The sequence below is a fragment of the Thauera mechernichensis genome, assembly GCF_029588855.1.
GTDB classification, from domain to species: domain Bacteria; phylum Pseudomonadota; class Gammaproteobacteria; order Burkholderiales; family Rhodocyclaceae; genus Thauera; species Thauera mechernichensis.
On the sequence record NZ_JARQZE010000003.1, the window covers coordinates 276523 to 294513 of the forward strand.

General features: G+C 67.9%; 14 protein-coding genes. 5 read left to right on the top strand and 9 right to left on the bottom strand.

What is annotated here, in order from left to right:
- Window positions 1–930 carry a LysR family transcriptional regulator gene (locus P7F68_RS06285; RefSeq protein WP_002937887.1) on the top strand — a complete coding sequence of 310 codons (930 nt, stop codon included), beginning with the start codon at window positions 1–3 and terminating at the stop codon, window positions 928–930.
- Here the strand turns inward: P7F68_RS06285 and P7F68_RS06290 are convergent.
- From P7F68_RS06290 to P7F68_RS06310, 5 genes are all read right to left on the bottom strand, one after another.
- Complete coding sequence (locus P7F68_RS06290; protein ID WP_277831615.1) at window positions 833–4282, bottom strand: transglycosylase domain-containing protein; 3450 nt, start codon at window positions 4280–4282, stop codon at window positions 833–835. The two genes, P7F68_RS06285 and P7F68_RS06290, sit on opposite strands and share 98 nt — an antisense overlap.
- 218 nt (window positions 4283–4500) lie before the next feature.
- A complete protein-coding gene (locus P7F68_RS06295) occupies window positions 4501–5811 on the bottom strand; it encodes a tryptophan--tRNA ligase (protein WP_002937891.1) in 1311 nt (436 codons plus the stop codon).
- Between the two features lie 282 nt (window positions 5812–6093).
- On the bottom strand, window positions 6094–6501 hold the full coding sequence (locus P7F68_RS06300; RefSeq protein WP_277831618.1) for a hypothetical protein: 408 nt from the start codon (window positions 6499–6501) through the stop codon (window positions 6094–6096).
- A 43-nt stretch (window positions 6502–6544) separates the two neighbouring features.
- Window positions 6545–9319, bottom strand: coding sequence for a bifunctional diguanylate cyclase/phosphodiesterase (locus tag P7F68_RS06305; protein WP_277831620.1), 2775 nt, complete (start codon window positions 9317–9319; stop codon window positions 6545–6547).
- An 82-nt stretch (window positions 9320–9401) separates the two neighbouring features.
- Window positions 9402–10568: an MFS transporter gene (locus P7F68_RS06310; RefSeq protein WP_277831622.1), complete on the bottom strand. Its 1167-nt coding sequence runs from the start codon at window positions 10566–10568 to the stop codon at window positions 9402–9404.
- Window positions 10569–10850: 282 nt separating this feature from the next.
- Between P7F68_RS06310 and P7F68_RS06315 the strand changes: the two genes are divergently transcribed.
- Window positions 10851–11471, top strand: coding sequence for a DOMON-like domain-containing protein (locus P7F68_RS06315; protein ID WP_277831624.1), 621 nt, complete (start codon window positions 10851–10853; stop codon window positions 11469–11471).
- Window positions 11472–11476: 5 nt separating this feature from the next.
- On the top strand, window positions 11477–12700 hold the full coding sequence (locus tag P7F68_RS06320) for an exo-beta-N-acetylmuramidase NamZ family protein (protein ID WP_277831626.1): 1224 nt from the start codon (window positions 11477–11479) through the stop codon (window positions 12698–12700).
- On the opposite strand, the gene P7F68_RS06325 is transcribed toward P7F68_RS06320, so the two are convergent.
- Entirely contained in the window at window positions 12697–14313 is a 1617-nt protein-coding gene (locus tag P7F68_RS06325) for a SulP family inorganic anion transporter (RefSeq protein ID WP_277831628.1), read from the bottom strand. The two genes, P7F68_RS06320 and P7F68_RS06325, sit on opposite strands and share 4 nt — an antisense overlap.
- A gap of 221 nt (window positions 14314–14534) precedes the next feature.
- On the opposite strand from P7F68_RS06325, the gene P7F68_RS06330 reads away from it, so the two are divergent.
- The gene (locus tag P7F68_RS06330; protein WP_002928812.1) at window positions 14535–15479 is read left to right on the top strand and encodes a ribose-phosphate diphosphokinase; all 945 of its coding nucleotides are present in this window, start codon (window positions 14535–14537) and stop codon (window positions 15477–15479) included.
- 18 nt (window positions 15480–15497) lie between these two features.
- On the opposite strand, the gene P7F68_RS06335 is transcribed toward P7F68_RS06330, so the two are convergent.
- Entirely contained in the window at window positions 15498–15971 is a 474-nt protein-coding gene (locus P7F68_RS06335) for a phosphate-starvation-inducible PsiE family protein (RefSeq protein WP_002928808.1), read from the bottom strand.
- Window positions 15972–16043: 72 nt separating this feature from the next.
- Entirely contained in the window at window positions 16044–16451 is a 408-nt protein-coding gene (locus tag P7F68_RS06340) for a hypothetical protein (RefSeq protein ID WP_002937905.1), read from the bottom strand.
- 157 nt (window positions 16452–16608) lie between these two features.
- On the opposite strand from P7F68_RS06340, the gene P7F68_RS06345 reads away from it, so the two are divergent.
- On the top strand, window positions 16609–17541 hold the full coding sequence (locus tag P7F68_RS06345) for a LysR family transcriptional regulator (RefSeq protein ID WP_277831634.1): 933 nt from the start codon (window positions 16609–16611) through the stop codon (window positions 17539–17541).
- On the opposite strand, the gene trxA is transcribed toward P7F68_RS06345, so the two are convergent.
- Window positions 17532–17909 carry a thioredoxin gene (trxA, locus tag P7F68_RS06350; RefSeq protein ID WP_002937918.1) on the bottom strand — a complete coding sequence of 126 codons (378 nt, stop codon included), beginning with the start codon at window positions 17907–17909 and terminating at the stop codon, window positions 17532–17534. The genes P7F68_RS06345 and trxA overlap by 10 nt on opposite strands.
- Between the last annotated feature and the right edge of the window lie 82 nt (window positions 17910–17991).

Genomic DNA, 17991 nt, shown 5'->3' on the forward strand with positions numbered 1-17991 from the left:
ATGCGTCTCACCCTCCACCAGCTCCGCCTGCTGCTCGCCGTGTCGCGCGAAGGCAGCGTCACGCGTGCGGCCCAGCGCCTGCACCTGACCCAGCCCACGCTGTCGGGGCAGCTTCGCCAGTTGTCCGAGCAGGTCGGCTTGCCCCTGTTCGAGCGTGTCGGACGCCGCCTGCACCTGACCACAGCGGGCGATGCCGTGGTGGGTGCCGCGCAGCGTGTCGAGCAGGAGCTGGAAAACCTCGACGAGACGCTCGCCGAACTGCGCGGCGACGTGGTCGGCCGCCTGCGCCTGGCCGTGGTGAGCACCGCGGAGACCTTCATCCCGCGCCTGCTGGGCGACTTCCGCCGCGAGCGGCCGGCGGTCGAGGTGTCGCTGGTGGTGCTCAACCGCGATGCGGTGGTCCGCCGCCTCGCCGACAACCTGGACGACCTCTACATCATGAGCCGGCCGCCGGAGGTGCCCGTGGTGGTGGCGACCCCTTTCCTGAGCAACCCGCTGGTGGTGATCGCCCCGACCCACCACGCTCTTGCCGGGCGCATCGACATCGCCGTGCGTGCGCTGGAGGATGAGGAATTCGTGCTGCGCGAACAGGGTTCGGGCACGCGGCAAGCGGCGGAACACTTCTTCGCTGCACACGACATGGCGCTGCGCCCCCGCCTCGAGCTGGGTAGCAACGAGGCGGTGAAGCAGGCCGTCGCGGGCGGGCTGGGGCTGTCGGTGCTGTCAGCCCATGCGCTGGCACACGCTGCGGACGAAGGCATCGCCGTGCTACAGGTCGTCGACACACCGGTGATGTCGCAATGGCAGGTGGTCTACCCTGCCGGCAAGCGCCTCAGCCCCCTCGCTGCAGCCTTCCTGCGCTTCCTGCAGGCGCGGGCGCCGGAGCTGAACCGGACGGCGCAAGCCCGGCTGACTGCGGCGCGGCGCTGAGCTCGGCACCTCCGATGCGACCGACGCGCAGGCGGGTGGGTTCGTAGTCGGCGGCATCGGTGAGGCCTGGCGCCGCAGTCACGCCCTCGTCCCCCTCGGGGGCGAGCGTCGGCGGGTCGGGCTCGGGCGCCTCGTAGTCGGCGGGCGGCGCCGTGTCATCGCCATTGACGGGCAGGCTCGAGTCATCCTCCCGCAGCCCATCCTCATCGTGCAAAGCCTCCCCGTCCAGCGCCTCACTTTCGCGGGGCGCAACGCTGTCCGCTGTCGTGGCGTCATCGGGCGCAGGCACGGCAGGAGCCGGCAGCGCCAGATCGTCGACAGGCGCGCACGCCAGTTCGGGCTCAGACTCCAGGTGAGGCAGCAGCACCGGTGCCATCGACTTGAGGATCTGCACCGGCAGCGCCGACGTGAAACGGTAGGACGCCGCGTTGGGCCCGATCACGTAGGCGGTGAGCGAGCCGAAGTGGCGCGGCCCCAGGTAGAAGACGAAGGTGGCCGTACGATTGAGCGCCACACCGGCACGGCCGCCGACGACGATGCGGTTGTCGCCGGTGCCGGTCTTGCCACCCAGCGCGAGCTCGCTGCCGTCGGCGAGGCGGAAGGTGCCCGCCAGGCGGCGCGCCGTGCCGCCCTCGACGACCTCGGACAGTGCGCCGCGCAAGGCCGCGGCGACTTCCACCGGCATGACCTGGTCCCCTGCCGAGGGCCGCACCGCAAAACCGGTCTCGTAAGGGGTGTCGACGGCGAAGCGCACGCGGTCGATGCGCTGCGTCGGCAGCCGCACACCATCATTGACGATGATGCCCATGAGCTCGGCGAGCGCCGCCGGACGGTCGCCCGAGCTGCCGAGCGCGGTGGCCAGCGAGGGCACGAGGTGGCCGAAGGGGTAGCCCAGCCGCGCCCAGCGGCGATGAATGTCGAGGAAGGCCTCGACCTCGAGCATGGTGAAGATGCGCACGTCCTGGGCGCTGCGCGAGCGCGTGCGGAACAGCCAGCGGTACACCTCCTGGCGCTCTTCGGCGCTTGCGGCCACGGCCTCGGCAAAGGTGCCGTCCGGGTTGCGCAGGCGGTGGGCGACCAGCCACAGCTCGAGCGGATGGACACGGGCGACGTAGCCGCGGTCAGGCAGGTCCCAGGCCTCGGGCGCATGGCGACTGTAAAGCTGGGCGACCCGTCCCTCGGTGAGGCGGGCATCGCCCAGGCGCTGGGCGAGGAAGGTCGCCAGCGCCTCGGGCGGCGCCTCGGGCTCGAGATAGCGGTACACCGCGGCCAGGCGCTCGGCGGTGGGACGCAGGCCGTCGAGCAGCATCGTGCGCATTTCCTCCGGCGTACGGCCCTGGTACTTGCGCCAGAAGCGGCGCAGGAAGGTCTGCCCCTCGCGATCGGCAAAGCGGGCGAGGTATTCCATGCGGCGCGGGTCGTCATTGTCCTCGAGCAGGCGCGCGGTACTGCCGGGCACCTGGTACATGGTGTGGCGCACGATCTCGCGCATCAGGCGCACGAAGGGCAGGTTGATCGAGGCCTGCAGCGCTTCGCGCAAGGTGGGCTCGCGCAGGTTGTCGCTGCTGTTGAAGTTGCCGAAGGTATGCCGCCCGCCGCCGGTGAAGAAGCCCTCGCCCGGATTGGCCGAGAAGCGGCGTTCGAGCGCGGCCTCGAGCATCAGCGGCAGGCTGCGGTCTGGGGCCGTGGCGAGATAGTCGATCGCCCAGCGCGTGAGGTTGTCCTGGCGGTCAACCTCGACACGGCGCAACGCCGGCACATCGAGCTCGGCCAGGCGGCCATGCAGCTCAGCAACGATTTCGAGATAGGTGGTGAGCACGCGCAGCTTGGCGGTGGAGCCAAGCTCGAGCTTGCTGCCTTCGTTGATGTCGAGGGGCTGGTCGGTGGTATCGGTCTGCACGCGCACACGGTTGCCACCGGGTGTGCGCTCGACCAGGGTGAAGCTGTAGCGCACGGCGCCGAGCGTGGCGGGGTTCAGCATGCGGTCGGCAAGCAGGCCCTGGCTGCGCGCGAAGGCCGGTTCGGACAGGCGGCCAAGGTAGCCGCTGACGGCCTGCTGCAGCCCGGCGTGCAGCGTGGTATCCACCTCGGCATCGAGCCGGTCCAGGCTGTACAGCGAGGTGCCGAGCATGCCGGCCAGGCGCGCGCGGACGGCGGTCGTGCCCTTGCCCGGGTTGGCCGGGCGCAGCGGTGGGTTGGCGCGCAGGTCGCGGTACACCAGGGGCTGCGCCAGCGCCGCGTCGCGCAGTGCGGCGCTGATCGTGCCGGCCTCGGCGAGCAGGCGCAGGTAGGCGTCGGTGGTGCGGGTGAGCACCTCGCGCCCACCCATCAGGTACCACGACGGGCGACGATGGGCGATCATCAGCGCCACCATCTGGCGCAGCGCCATGCCCTGGGCTTGCAGTGTCTCGGGCTCGTCCAGCGCCTCAGGCGCGGACAGCAGCGCATTGACGCGCTCGAAATCGCTCGCGAACCACACCCACAACCCATCGCCCACGCCGTTGACCTCGCCATGGCCGGGCGCCGCCGACAGCGGCACGGTGTTGAGGTAGTCGAGCACGAGCTGGCGGCGCACCGGCAGGGTGTGCTCACCCTCGCGGTAGGCGCGCACACTGGCCGACACCATCTGGCGCAGCTTCTCGCGCGCATCGTGGGTGATGCCGTCGGGCGAGTGGCGGTACTTCTCGATCTGCGTCGCCAGCGTGCTGCCGCCAGGCGCGTCGAGGTCGGCGCTGACCATGCGGCCGAGCTGGCCGAGGGCGGCACGCGCAAAGCGCACCCAATCCACCGCCGGATTGAGCAGCGGCCGCGACTCGTCGAGCAGGCCGCGGTTCTCGATGAACAGCAGCGCCTCGGCGACGACTGGCGGCACCGCCTCGAAGCTGGCGTAGCCACGGTAGGGATAGCGGAAGTCGTACAGCGCGTCGCCGCGGCAGTCGAGCACGTCGAGCCCGGCGCGCGCCTTCTCGCGATAGGGCGGGAAGAAACCCTGGCCGACGTAATCGAGCAGGGCATCGCTGAAGCGCGTCTGTGTGGTGAGCGCGAAGCCGCGCGCACCCAGGCGTTCGATGAAGCGTGGCAGTTCGGTGTAGCCCAAGCGCTGATCGAAGGGGCCATGCTGCGGATACAGCACGGCCTCACTCGGCCCCGCAATGCGTTCGTAGTCCAGGCGGGCGGCAAAGCGCGCGATCTCGCGTGCCTGCAGGCGGGAGGTGTCGAGCTCGTGGCGAAGCAGGATGCCGCCCGCGACCAGGGCGACGACAAGCAGCAGGAAGGCCGCCGCACCAAACAAGCGCCAGGGGCGCCGCCGGCGCGCGGCGGGCGCCGGTTCCTGCGCCGGCGCGGACGACATCGGCGCTGGCGCCAGGGCGGGTGCGCGTGCGGACTGAGGGGCTTTGTTGGCTTTCGGTGGGCGGCGCTTCACGGCTGAGGGGCAGGATATTGCATCGCACCAATTATCCCGATTTCAAGGCCGGGAAAGCACACTGTTACAGCTGCGCCACACCGCCCATGGCCACCAAACCACCGCTTCTGGACAGCCCCCTCACCCGAGCGCCGCCGCGCTACGTATCACTCGGCGAAGCTCGCGAGCACAGCACGCAGCCCGGTCGCCGCGCAGCCGCCGACAAGCGCGGCCACGCGCTCACCGCTGACGAACACGCCGTCGCCTGCGACCTCGAACTCGCCCCCCTGCTTGAGATAGGTCACGAGCGCGCCGGCCTCGCGCGGCGTTGCGAAACCCTCGCTGACGACCAGGGTGGCGCCGTCGGCAGCGACGAGCTTGAAGTGGAAGCGGCCGTCGCCCTCGCGGTACTGCTTGAACTGGGGCTGGGTAGTCGCCTTGGCCTTGGCGGCCTTGGCGGGCTGGGCCATCGTCGTGAGCCGGCGCAGGCCGACGGCGTGACGCAGTTCGGCGATGAAGGGGGTGGCGATCGCGCGCGCCTTGGCGGCGCCCTCGAGCAGGTGCTTCTCGATCTGTGCCGGGTCGGCGATCAGCTCCTCGTAGCGTGCACGCATCGGCGCCACCGTGGCCTCGATCTTGTCGAACAGCGCCTGCTTGGCCTCGCCCCAGGCGATCCCCTCCTCGAAGGCCGTGCGCATCGCCCGCGCCTCCTCTGGCCGGGAGAAGGCCTGATAGAGCTCGAACAGGGCGGAGCCGTCAGCGTCCTTCGGTTCGCCGGGGGCCCGCGAATCGGTGACGATCGAGAACACGAGCTTCCTGAGCTCGGCCGTGGGCGCGAACAGCGGGATGGTGTTGTCGTAGCTCTTGCTCATCTTGCGCCCGTCCAGGCCGGGCAGCGTCGCCACCGAGGCATCGATCGCCGCCTCGGGCAGCACGAAGTGCTCGCCGTAGAGGTGGTTGAAACTGCCGGCGATGTCGCGCGCCATCTCGATGTGCTGGATCTGGTCGCGGCCGACCGGAACGGAATGCGCCTTGAACATCAGGATGTCTGCCGCCATCAGCACCGGGTACATGTAGAGACCCATGTTGACGCCGGCATCGGGGTCCAGGCCATCAGCGGTGTTCTTGTCGACTGCGGCCTTGTAGGCGTGGGCGCGGTTGAGCAGGCCCTTGCCGGCAATGCAGGTGAGCAACCAGGCCAGTTCGGGGATCTCGGGGATGTCCGACTGGCGGTAGAACCACACGCGATCGGTGTCGAGCCCGGCGGCGAGCCAGGTGGCGGCAATCTCCAGGGTCGAGCGCTGCACGCGCAGCGGGTCGGTCGTCTTGATCAGCGCATGATAGTCGGCCAGGAAATAGAAGCTCTCCACCCCCGGGTGGCGGCTGGCGGCGATCGCCGGCCTGATGGCGCCGGCGTAGTTGCCGAGGTGGGGGGTGCCCGAGGTGGTGATCCCGGTGAGGACGCGCTGCACAGTCATGGCTGGCTCCGGCTGAAACTGGACAAAGGACGCGAGTTTAGCGGCTTGGCGCGCATTGCATAAGGCGCTTGCGGCTCAACACGCGGCAATCGCGTGGCGCATCCCGACATCGAGGGCGCCACATGGAGCGCCGCCTTGGGAGGCTCGCGGCTGGCGCCGCTCCCACAGCGAGGGCAGCAGCGCGGGGTTCTGCGTAGGAGCGGCGCCAGCCGCGAGGGTCTGAAGGCGGCACGCCACAACCCTCCCCAAGCAGACTCACAGCGGCTGCACTTTCCCGGCGTCTCAATCCACCCAGCGCAAGGACAGGGTTGCACCGCCGCCCGGGCGCAGTTCCACCCAATGCTCCTGGCGCACCCCTTCATGGGTGGCGATGACACGGTAGGTCCCGGCCTCGGGCACGCTCACCTGGCCAACAGGGCCGCAGGGGGCCTCGACACTACGGCCGCCCAGAGGCTCCTCGATCCGCGTATGGACATCGGCAAGATAAGCGCCACCCGCGGTGGCGTACAGCAAGGTGAGGGTGTACATCGATACTTCGGCGCGCATGCGCGTGGACTCGTCGGCACCGATCCCCCCACAACGAAGGACGATGGCTTCGCCATCCACCAGCGACGGCTGCGCCCAGCAGGCGGGTACGCCGGCAAGCCCCGTGAGCAGGCAGGTCCCGGCGATGACGATGCGGTGTTTCATGACGCTCCTTGAGACAGGCGGTTCGGGGCGGCGTGCGTACGACTCAGTCGCCGGCGCAGCTGTCCAGCCAGTGCGCGGGCCAGGCTGCAAGCGGCAAGGGCTTGCCGAGCAGGTAGCCCTGAAAGCGCTGGCAGCCATGTTCGAGCAGAAAGGCGTGCTGCGCCTCGGTCTCCACGCCCTCGGCGATCACTTCCAGGCCGAGCGAGCGGCTCATGCCCAGGATGGCAAGTACGATCGTCTCGCTGCCGGCATTGTCGAGCATGTCGCGCACGAAGGACTGGTCGATCTTGATCTGGTCGAGCGGCAGGCGGCGCAGGTAGGACAGCGAAGAGTAGCCCGTACCGAAGTCGTCGAGCGAGAAACGTACGCCCAGCGTCCGCAGCTGCGCCATGCGCGCGACCGTCTCATCAATATCGCCAAGGATCACGCTCTCGGTCAGCTCGAGCTTGAGTGCCGAAGGCATGATGCCATGGCGCTGCATCGCAGACGTGACCTGGAGCACGAAGTCCGGCTGGTGGAACTGGCGCGCGCTTACATTGACGGCGAGACTCAGCGTGCGCGTACCCGGCTGCGCCTGCCACGCCGCCAGCTGCCGGCAGGCGGTGTCGAGCACCCAGCCGCCGAGCGGCACGATCAGGCCAGTGTCCTCGGCAACAGGGATGAAATCCGCCGGCGACACCATCCGCCCGCCCTCGACCGGCCAACGCGCCAGCGCCTCGGCGCCGACGAGTTTGCCGTCGCGGCAGAACTGAGGCTGGTAGAACAACTGGAAGACGCCCTCGTCCAGGGCCTGGCGCAGCGCAGCTTCCATCTCGGCGTGGGCCTGCACCCGTGCCTGCATCTGCGGGCTGAAGAAGCGCGTCGTGTTGCGCCCCTCTTCCTTGGCCATGTATAGCGCCACCTCGACCTGCTTGAGCAGGTTCTCGATCGCCCACTGGCGCCCCTGGAACAGCGTGATGCCGATGCTGAAGGACATGTAATGCGGACGACCGCTGTCGTCGAGGTCGTCATAGGGCGCCCCGAGGACGGCCTGAATCTCCTTGGCAATGCCCTCAGCCCGCATCAGCGCCTCCTCCTTGCCGCGGCCGAGATGCTCGACGATGACGGCAAAGTCGTCATCACCCTGGCGGGCAGCAGTGTCTTCCTCACGCAAGACCTGTCTCAGGCGCCGCGCCACCGCCTGCAGCAGACGGTCTCCCGCAGCATGGCCCTGCGTGTCGTTGAGCTGCTTGAAGCGGTCGATGTCGAGCAACAGCAGCATCGCATAGTCACCGGTATGCGCACTCGACAACACGGCGTGCTGCAGGCGGTCACGCATCAGCGCCCGGTTGGGCAGTTCGGTGAGCGCGTCGTAATAGGCGAGCCGGTGCACCAGGGCCTCGGACTGCCGGCGCAGGGTGATGTCCTCCTTCACCGCAACGAAATGGGTGATGACGCCGTCGGCACTCTTGATCGGTGCGACCGTGGCAAACTCGGTGTAGCTGGAGCCGTCCTTGCGTACGTTGTCGAACTCGCCGCGCCACACCTCGCCACGCAGGATCGTCGCCCACAGCTCGCGGTAGGTATCCTCGGACGTCCGCCCCTTGTTGAGAATGCGAGGGTTCTGGCCGATGAGTTCTTCACGCGCATACCCGGTCACGCGACAAAAGGCGTCATTGACGTATTCGATCCGGCCGTGGGGGTCGGTGATCACCACACTCTCGGGACTTTGCTCGACCGCCATCGACAGCCGGCGCAGTTCGGCCTCGCGGCGTGCGAGCTCGACGGCCATGCGCTCGATGCCCTCCTCGACCGCCCTCAGCTCGAACACGTCCGATGGCTGCGGTATGGAGCTTGCCGGCGCGCCTTCGGCGATGCGCGCGAGCACTTCGCGGGTACTGCCGGCCCAGCGCTCGATCAGGGCGCGGATGGCGTAGCGCGCCGCCAGCGCCGAGATCAGGGCGACCAGGGCAAGCAGCGCAACCCGTGTCGAGAAGGCGCGATCAACGTCGGCCAGGGATCGCCCCAGAGGCGCCCCGATCACGACATCGACCATGTCACCGGCGAAACTCACGCCCCGCACGCCATACAGGCGCAATGCGCCTTCGAGCCCTTCCACCTCGCCGACCCCACCTGCTGCGGTCTTGATGCCGAGGAAAGCGGCATGCTTCTCCTCCGGCAGGCGCACGCCCTTCCAGGGGTGGCCATCCGGATAACGCGCAATCACTTCGCCGGCGTTGCTGAGCAGGATGGCCTCCCAGCCCTCAGGAAGTCGGTAGGCCGCAACCAGGCGGTCGAACCAGGCCAGTGAGAGCGATGCGAACAACACCGCGCGCAACTCCGTCCCGTCACGCAGCGGATAGCCGAATACCATCGAAGGCCGCCCCGAGATACGACCGACGGCATACTCTCCAGCGCTGATGTCGCTGCCGGCGGACGCGTCCTTGAACCACTGGCGATCGTCGAGCCGGACCCCGCCCTGCAGCGGCAAGCCACTGCAGAACAGCGTGCCATCAGGCAGTGCAGCCCCCAGATTGTTGAAATCGGACAGTGTCGACAGCAGCCGCGAGGCAATCCCGCTGCACTCCTCGGTATCGAGGCTGGCGAGGTTGTCGGAGTTCGCCATGATGCCGAGCGTGCTGCGCACCGCGCGCAGGGCCATTGCCTCTTCCTGCTGCACCGCCTCGAGCATGCGCGCCATGTCGCGCTCGGCCTGACTGACCGTCAGATCACGCTGACCGAGGTAGTCGAACACGAACATGACGAACAGCGGCAGCACCGCCAGCGCGATGACGAGCCACAGTCGAGAACTCAAGGAGCTCAGGTGATGGGGATGCATCTCTCAGCAAGCATATGTGCGCCGGTCCGGCCTGTCGGAGTTCGAACCATAGCGCGAAACATACCCAGAATGGGGCGTTCGTTCATCGCAATGCTCCGCGTCGCCACAACGGCCGGAGCGCCAGCAGGCCGAGCAGCGGCCCGGGCAGGAGCAGCCACGCGACGCGATCGCCAAGCAAGGGCCACAAGCGCGTCGCAAGCTCGATGGACACCATGGTAAATGCATAGCCTACCGCATTCTGGAGCGCAAGCACGCTGCCCACGATCTGCTGCGGGCAAGCCTGCGCAGAAAGTGCGGAGAAGTGCGGTGAATCGGCCACCACGCTCGCCCCCCAAACCAGCATCAGCGCGCCCACCAGCACGGCCGGCGCGGTGCTCGCCAGCGGATAGAGCGCACAGCACAGGGCCGATATGGCCAATGCCAGCGCAGCCACGCGTGCGCTGCCGACACGGCGACTGAGCATGCCGCCGAGCACGCAACCCGCAGCGCCGATGCCGATCACCACGAACGCGAACGCCGACCCGCCGCCCTTGCCGTCCCATGCCGCCGTCACCAGCAGTGGCACCAGCGTCCAGAACGCGTAGAGTTCCCATTGATGGCCGAAATAGCCCAGCGCAGATGCGCGCAGGCGCGGCGCACGAAAGGCGAGGACGACCTCACCCAGGCGCAGGTGCGGCATGCCGCGTCGGCGCACGAGATGAGGCCCGTCGCCAAGTCGCCAGATCATGAGCGCTGCCGCCACCGCCAGCAGCGATGACACGAGGATGGTGGGCTGCCAACCCCAGCCGGCGTCGAGCGCGCGCACGCCATGCGGCAGCGCGGTCCCCAGCGTGAGCATGCCGACCAGCCAGGCCAGCGCGGCACCAGCCTGTTCCGGCACCCAGCTCACCACCAGCTTCATGCCCAGCGGATACACCCCGGCAAGTGCCAGGCCGACGACAAAACGCCATGCGAGCCCCTCGTCCAGACCCTGCGCCAACAACGCAAAACCCGCATTGGCCGCGGCGCCGATGAGCGCGCTGCACGCAAAGATGCGGCTGGCGGCAAAACGGTCGGCCAGGCCGGTGAGCGCAAACACGAGCGTGCCGACGATGAAGCCGAACTGGACCGCGTTGGTCAGGCGGCCGATGTCGGCGCTGTTCAGGCCCCAGGCCAGCATGAGATCGCCGCCCGCGCTGTTGGCGGAAAACCAGAGCGAGGTGCCGAACAGCTGGGCAAGGACGATGATGGCAAGTGGCGACGCGGGCATGAAACGGAGTCTGCCGCGAGAACAGGCGTCTTCTCAAGCGGGGAAACCCTCTGCCCGGGCGTAAAAAAAAGGCCCAGGCACTTTCGAGCCTGGGCCTGAATCCACATCACGAGGAGAGTGGAGGAGACAGGTGCGATATTACACAAGGGATTTGTGCGTTGCAACATCCAGGCCATCGAAAAGTGTTTCCGAGCGTGATCGATGACACACCCGGAGCGGGCTGTATCCGTGCGCAGGCCCAGCGGCTAACATTGCGCCTTTGCCGCCCACTGCCCGAAGACCGTGTCCCACAGCCCCTCAGAGCGCCCCAAGGTTCCGACCATCACGGTAGGCCTGCGCCCCCACCCCAGCAGCCCAGATGCAGCCGTTGCCGGCAGCGGCCCGGTCGGCCGCCTGCTCGCCACCATGTATGCCGCACCGGAAGGCGGTGCAGTGTTCGAGTTCCGTCTCGACGACAGCCGCATCGACCGCCTCGTCGTTCCCGCGCCGCAGCCTTCCGTCGCGGCCGACGGCCTATGGCAGCACACCTGCTTCGAAGTCTTCCTCGGGGTGCCCGGAGAGCCGACCTACCGCGAGTACAACTTCTCGCCCAGCGGCCAGTGGGCGGTGTACGCGTTCCAGGGCTGGCGCCAGCGCGTCGACGGTTTTGCCGCCGAGCAGGCACCCGAAATCCAGTGCGCCCACGACGCGGGCAGCCTGGTGCTGGAGGCACGCGTCCCGGCCGGACTGCTGCCGGCGGTGCCGCCGGGCACCGACCTCCAGGTCAGCCTGGCTGCCGTCATTGAACGCAAGGACGGTCAACTCGAGTATTGGGCGGTACGCCACGCCCCCGCTCAGCCCGACTTCCACGCCCGCGACACGTTCGTCCTCACGCTGGCCACCGCAACGCGCTCCCAGCCCTGATCCGCATGCCCCAATTCATCCAGTTCGGCCTCGATCGCTTGCTCGCCGAGCCGGCGCTACGCCGCCCGCTCGCCGGCCGTCGCATCGCCCTGCTCGCTCACCCGGCATCGGTGACCCGCGACCTCAAGCACTCGCTCGACGCCCTCGGCGCCTTGCCCGACATCACGCTATCGGCCGCTTTCGGCCCGCAGCATGGCCTGCGCGGCGACAAGCAGGACAACATGGTGGAGTCGGCCGACTATCGCGACCCGCTGCATGGCGTCCCGGTGTTCAGCCTGTACGGCGAAGTGCGCCGGCCGAACGCGGCGATGATGGACAGCTTCGACGTGCTGCTGGTCGACCTGCAGGACCTCGGCTGCCGCATCTATACCTTCATCACCACCCTGCGCTACGTGCTGGAAGAGGCGGCGAAGCATGGCAAGTCGGTGTGGGTGCTCGACCGCCCCAACCCGGCCGGACGGCCGGTCGAAGGCACGACGCTACAGCCTGGATGGGAGAGCTTCGTCGGCGCCGGTGCCTTGCCGATGCGTCACGGCCTGACCATGGGCGAACTCGCCAACTGGTTCGTGGCCACCCTGGGCCTCGACGTCGACTGCCGCGTGATTCCGATGCAGGGCTGGCAGCCCGAGGCAGCGCCCGGCTACGGCTGGCCGCTGGGCGAACGCAGCTGGATCAACCCCAGCCCGAACGCGCCCAACCTGTCGATGGCGCGCTGCTATGCCGGCACCGTGATGCTCGAAGGCACGACCCTGTCCGAAGGTCGCGGCACGACACGCCCGCTGGAGATCTTCGGCGCCCCCGATCTCGACGCACGCGCACTGATCGCCGAGATGCGTACCCTCGCACCCGAGTGGCTGCGCGGCTGTGTGCTGCGAGACTGCTGGTTCGAGCCTACCTTCCACAAGCATGCGGGCCGCCTGTGCAACGGCGTGCAGATCCATGTCGAGGCGCCTGAACACTACGCGCACCATGCCTTCCGCCCGTGGCGGCTGCAGGCGCTGGCCTTCAAGGCCATTCGCAGGCTTCAGCCCGACTATGCGCTGTGGCGCGACTTCGGCTACGAATACGAGTTCGACCGCCTCGCCATCGACCTCATCAACGGTTCGCCGGTATTGCGCGAGTGGGTGGACGACCCCGCCGCACGCCCACAGGACCTCGACGCCCTTGCCTGCGCCGACGAGGCGGCCTGGCTCGAGACGCGCGCGCCCTTCATGCTCTACCCGGGCTAGGCAGCGGGGGCGACCAGCGCACGTGCCTCGCCTAGCGCCGCGGCAAGGTCGTGACGCAACAGGGCCGCGGGCAGGTTTGGCGCGTGCAGGCGCAACAGCTGGGCATGAATCGCCGGCGGCACGACGACGAGCACGGCGATCGACTGCGCCTTCAGGCGATCGACCATCTCCTCGAGTGCGAACTGCGCCGACAGGTCCATGAAGGGCACCCGGCTGCAATCGAACACCGCGACCCGGGTGCCGATCACCTGGTCCACACGGTCGAGCAGCTGGCTGGTGGAGCCGAAGAAGAACGGACCGCCGACCTCGATCACGCGCACGCCGCTTTCCATGTCGGCGGCACGATCTCCCTCGCCCTCGCCGGCCTCGCGCGGCACCGGCCAGATGCGCAGGCTCGCCTGTGCGACCAGCTGGTGGATGATGAGCCCCATCGACAGCATGACACCGGCGGCCACGGCGACAATCAGATCCACCAGCACAGTCAGCAGGAATACCGCCGCCATCACCGCGACGTCGGCGCGCGGCGCACTGCGCAGCAGCTTGAGCAAGCGGTAGTCGAGGATGTCCACCCCGACCTTGATCAGGATCCCGGCCAGTACCGCGAGCGGGATCTCGCTCGCGAGCGGACCGGCCCCGAGCAGCAGGGCGAGCAGGAACAGCGCGTGCACGACCCCCGACAGCCGTCCCCGCCCGCCCGACTTGATGTTCACCACGGTACGCATGGTCGCGCCCGCTCCGGGCAGGCCGCCGGCAAACGCGCACAGCATGTTGCCGACGCCCTGGCCGATGAGCTCGCGGTTGGAGTGGTGGCGGGTGCGTGTCACCGAATCGGCGACCAGCGAGGTCAGCAGGCTGTCGATGGAACCGAGCATGCCGAGCGTGATGCCAAGCACCAGGATGGTCGTCCACGTCTCCAGGCTGAAGCTGGGCAGCGCAAGCTCGGGCAGACCGACCGGGATCTCGCCGATCACCGCGACGTCGAAGCCGGCGAGGGCGGACAGCGCGGTCATCGCCAGCAGCGCCACCAGCGGCGCTGGCACGATGCGGCTGATCGACATCGGTGTCCGGAACACGATGACGAGGGTCATGAGGCCGAGCAGCAGCGCCTCCCCGTTGAAAGCGCCGAGCACGCCGGGCAGGCCGAGGATCGCCCCCAGTGGCGAGGACGACGGCAGCGCGCCGAGCAAGGGCGCCAGCTGGAGCGCGATGATGATGACGCCGATGCCGCTCATGAAACCGGACACCACCGGGTAGGGAATGAAGCGCACGAGCGCCCCGGCACGCACCAGGCCGAGGCCGATCTGCACGATCCCACCCACCAGCACGGCCGCCATCGCCATGCCGAGATCGCCACCTACAGCGACGAGTGCCGACGCGAACACCACGGTCATCGGCCCCGTCGGCCCGGAGATCTGCATCCGCGTGCCACCGAGCAGGGCCGCGACGAGACCGAGCACGATCGCGCCGTAAAGGCCGGCCGCGGCACCCGCGCCGGAGGCGACACCGAACGCCAGCGCGAGCGGCAGCGCGACCACGCCAGCCGTCAGCCCCCCGAAGAAATCCCCCCTCAGCCGCGCCAACGCGGAAGCCCCCTGCTCCATCGATTCACCCATGCCCGATCGACAGCCTGGCGGGTGCGGCCGATTGCTCGGTTGCTGTCTCCCCCCGCCTCGTTCTTTTCGCCACGATGTGGCAAAAGAAGCGCCGATGCAAGCCTGCAGGGGCGTCTTGTCGTAGCATTGCGGAGGACACCGCCCCAACGCGAACGCCACCCCGCCCACTACACCAAGACGCGCGGCCACGCCCGGACCGACGCGACCGGAGAATCGCCACGATGATCAAGCACGGACTCCAGATTTTTGCCTGCAGCGCCAGCCGCGACCTCGCCTGCGACATCAGCCAGCGCCTGGGCATGCGGCTCGGGCAACTGGACATCTCGCGCTTCTCCAACGACAACCTGCGGGTGCAGATCCAGGACAACGTGCGCGAGCGCGACGTGTTCGTGTTCCAGTCCTTCACCGAACCGGTGAGCGAACACATCATGGAGTTGCTGATCACACTCGACGCGCTGCGCAGCGCCTCGGCCCAGCGCATCACCGCCGTGATCCCCTACTACTCGTACGCACGCTCGGACAAGAAGGACGCGCCACGCATCTCGATCACCGGCCGTCTCATTGCCGACCTGCTGCACACTGCCGGCGCCGATCGCGTGCTCACCATGGACCTGCATGCCGACCAGGTGCACGGCTTTTTCAGCGTGCCGGTTGACCACCTGACCGCGGTGACGCTCATCGTCGAGCACTTCCGCAACCGCTATGACCTGTCCAACATGGTCGCGGTCGCCACCGACGCGGGCGGCGCCAAGCGGGCCGGGCGTTTTTCGGAGAAGCTGGGCATCCCGATGGCGATCATCGACAAGCGTCGGGTATCGGACACCACGGTCAAGCAGGGCTATGTGGTGGGCGAGGTCGCCGGCCGCGACGTGGTGATCTTCGAGGACGAGATCGCCACCGGCGGCACACTGGTGTCCTCGGTCGACACGCTCAAGGCGGCAGGCGCGAAGAGCGTGCATGCGGCAGCCACCCACGGCGTGCTGTGTGGCCCAGCCATCGAACGCTTGCGCAACGCCGCGCTCGACAGCATCGTCGTCACCAACACCGTCAACCTGCCGGCGGAAAAACGCCTCGACAAGCTCACCGTGCTCAATGTTGCACCGCTCTTTGCTGCCGCCATCGAGCGCATCCACAGCGGCCAGAGCGTAGGGGCCCTGTTCGAGTGAGCGTACGCGCCCGACCGCTTACTTGTCGGGCCGCAGCGACACCATCCAGTAGGTCACGCCCAGCGCCAGCACGATGACGCCGATGGCGAACAGGTACATCGGCTCGAGCGTACTGAGGTCGAGCACGATAACCTTGCGCGCGATCGCCATCAGCGCGGTCGCGATCACCAGCTTGACGTGGATGACATCGTCGCGCAGGTAGAGCGTGATGTTGACGAAGATCTCGATCGCGATCAGGACGGCGAGAAAGGCCGCAAAGACGACGAAGATGTCGTTTAGATCGAGCAGCAGGAATGGCGGCGAGGACAGCTTCTCGTAGAGCACGAGCACGACGTCGGCTACCGTCCACAGGATCACTGCGACCATCAGCACCGCGAGCACGCGGATCGCCTGGCGGATGACCCAATGCAGGCGGTCGATCAGGGGGTCGTCGACGCGCTCGCCGAGGTGGTTGTCGTGCTCGGAGGCGCGCATGTTCCTGTTGTCCGACATGATGATCTCTCCATGCCTGCCGCCCGCGCCCGGCCTGCCCCCTGTTGGACCTGCAGGCCGGACGTGCGGTGCTCAGTTGAGTTTTCCAGGGGATGCCTTCATTCCCCACTTCTCCAGTGCGCGCCCGAGAACCTCGACCTCGGCGAGCGTCTCGACGCCATCGGCGCTGACGATGTCCTGCATCGCGCGCAGCAAGGCTTGCTGCAGGGCCGGTTCGGAGATGTCTTCCAGAACCAGATCGAGAACCTCGTCGGCCAGCCTGAGCCGCATGCCATCCATGTAGTGCGCACCCAGCATGAGGTCGTCGCAATACTCGCGCAGGATGCGTTCGAATTCGAGCTGACCGATCCCCAGGCGGCGGGCGAGGTCCGTCCGCATTGCGGCATCAATCTCATCACGATCCAGGCCGCCGTCGGCCAGTACGGTCAGGGCGAGGATGCGGGCGGCGGCGGGCGTGCTGTCGGCTTCGTAGTGGCGCATGGCGATGTCTCCTGTGGTGTCGGAAGCACTGCAACCGCCTGACATTCCCGGTCGGAATGCACTGCGTGCTGCAGGTGAGCCAGACCTTAACGGAGAACAGTTCTCATAAAAAGTCGATTATCATTAGGCCAGAAATCGATTTTTTAGATGGAACCTCATGGCGAACGCAAATATCGATCTCAACTTCAAGCACCTGCGCTACTTCTGGATGGTGGCCCGTGTGGGCTCGATCGCAGGTGCGGCGCGGATGCTGAACCTGGCACCGCATTCAATCAGCGCCCAACTCGCGACCTTCGAGGCTACGCTCGGCGTGACCCTGTTCCGGCGTGCCGGTCGCCGGCTCGAACTCACCGAAGCGGGCGAGCGCATCCTCGGCCACGCCGAGGAAATCTTCGCGCTGGGCGAGCAGGTGGTGGAGATCGTGCGCGACGACGGGCTGCGCCGCGACTTGCCGTTCCGGATCGGCATCCCGGACAGCATGCCCAAGTCGGTGGCCCACCGCCTGATCGAGCCGGCGCTGCGCGTCGACCGGCCGGGGCGGCTGGTGTGCCGCGAGGCGCCACTGACCGAGCTGCTGGGCGAGCTCGCGCTGCGCCGGCTCGACCTGATCATCGCCGACCGCGCCATGCCCGCCGAGGTCGGCGTGCGCGGCCACAGCACCCTGCTCGCCGAAAGCGGGCTCACGGTATTCGCGGCGCCAGAGTTGGTGCCCACCCTGCAGGGGACCTTCCCCGCGATGCTGGACGGCGCCCCCTTCCTGCTACCGGGTCAGGACGTCGCCCACCGCGCGGCCATGCTGCGCTGGTTCGAGGAGCGCCAGTTGCAGCCCGACGTGATCGCCGAGTTCGACGACAGCGCGCTGCTGAAAGCCTTCGGCCAGGGTGGTGCCGGGCTGTTCGCAGCACCAACCATGATCGAACCCTACGTGCGCGCACAGTATGGTGTGATGCGCCTCGGTGAGATGGCGGAGGTACGCACGCGGGTGTACGCGATCACCACCGAACGCAGGCTGTCGCACCGGGCCATGAAAGCCATTCTCGACAACGCATCGCCCAACGACGATGCGGCAGGCTGCGCAGGTCAGCCCTGAGCCTGGCCTGCCTGCTGGGCTGCAATCTCCGCGCGCACTTGCTCCATATCGAGGCCGCGCACGCCCTGAATGACCTGTTCGAGCGCGCTCGCCGGCAAGGCACCGGACTCGCGGAACACCATGACACCCTCGCGGATCACGGCGATGGTGGGGATGGAGCGGATCTGGAATGCGGCGGCAAGATCCTGCTGCGCCTCGGTGTCGATCTTGCCAAAGACGATATCCTGATTGGCCTCAGCCGCAGCCTCATATACGGGTGCAAAGTTGCGGCAGGGGCCGCACCAAGCTGCCCAGAAGTCGAGGAACACGATTGCGTTCTGTTCGACCGTATCGTTGAAGTTGTCGGCGGTGATCTCGAGCGTGGGCATGACAGCCATTCCAGGAAAGTCAAACCCGCATGATACACGCGAGCCCGTCCGCTCCCTCGCTCACCCACCGCGACGGATCTTC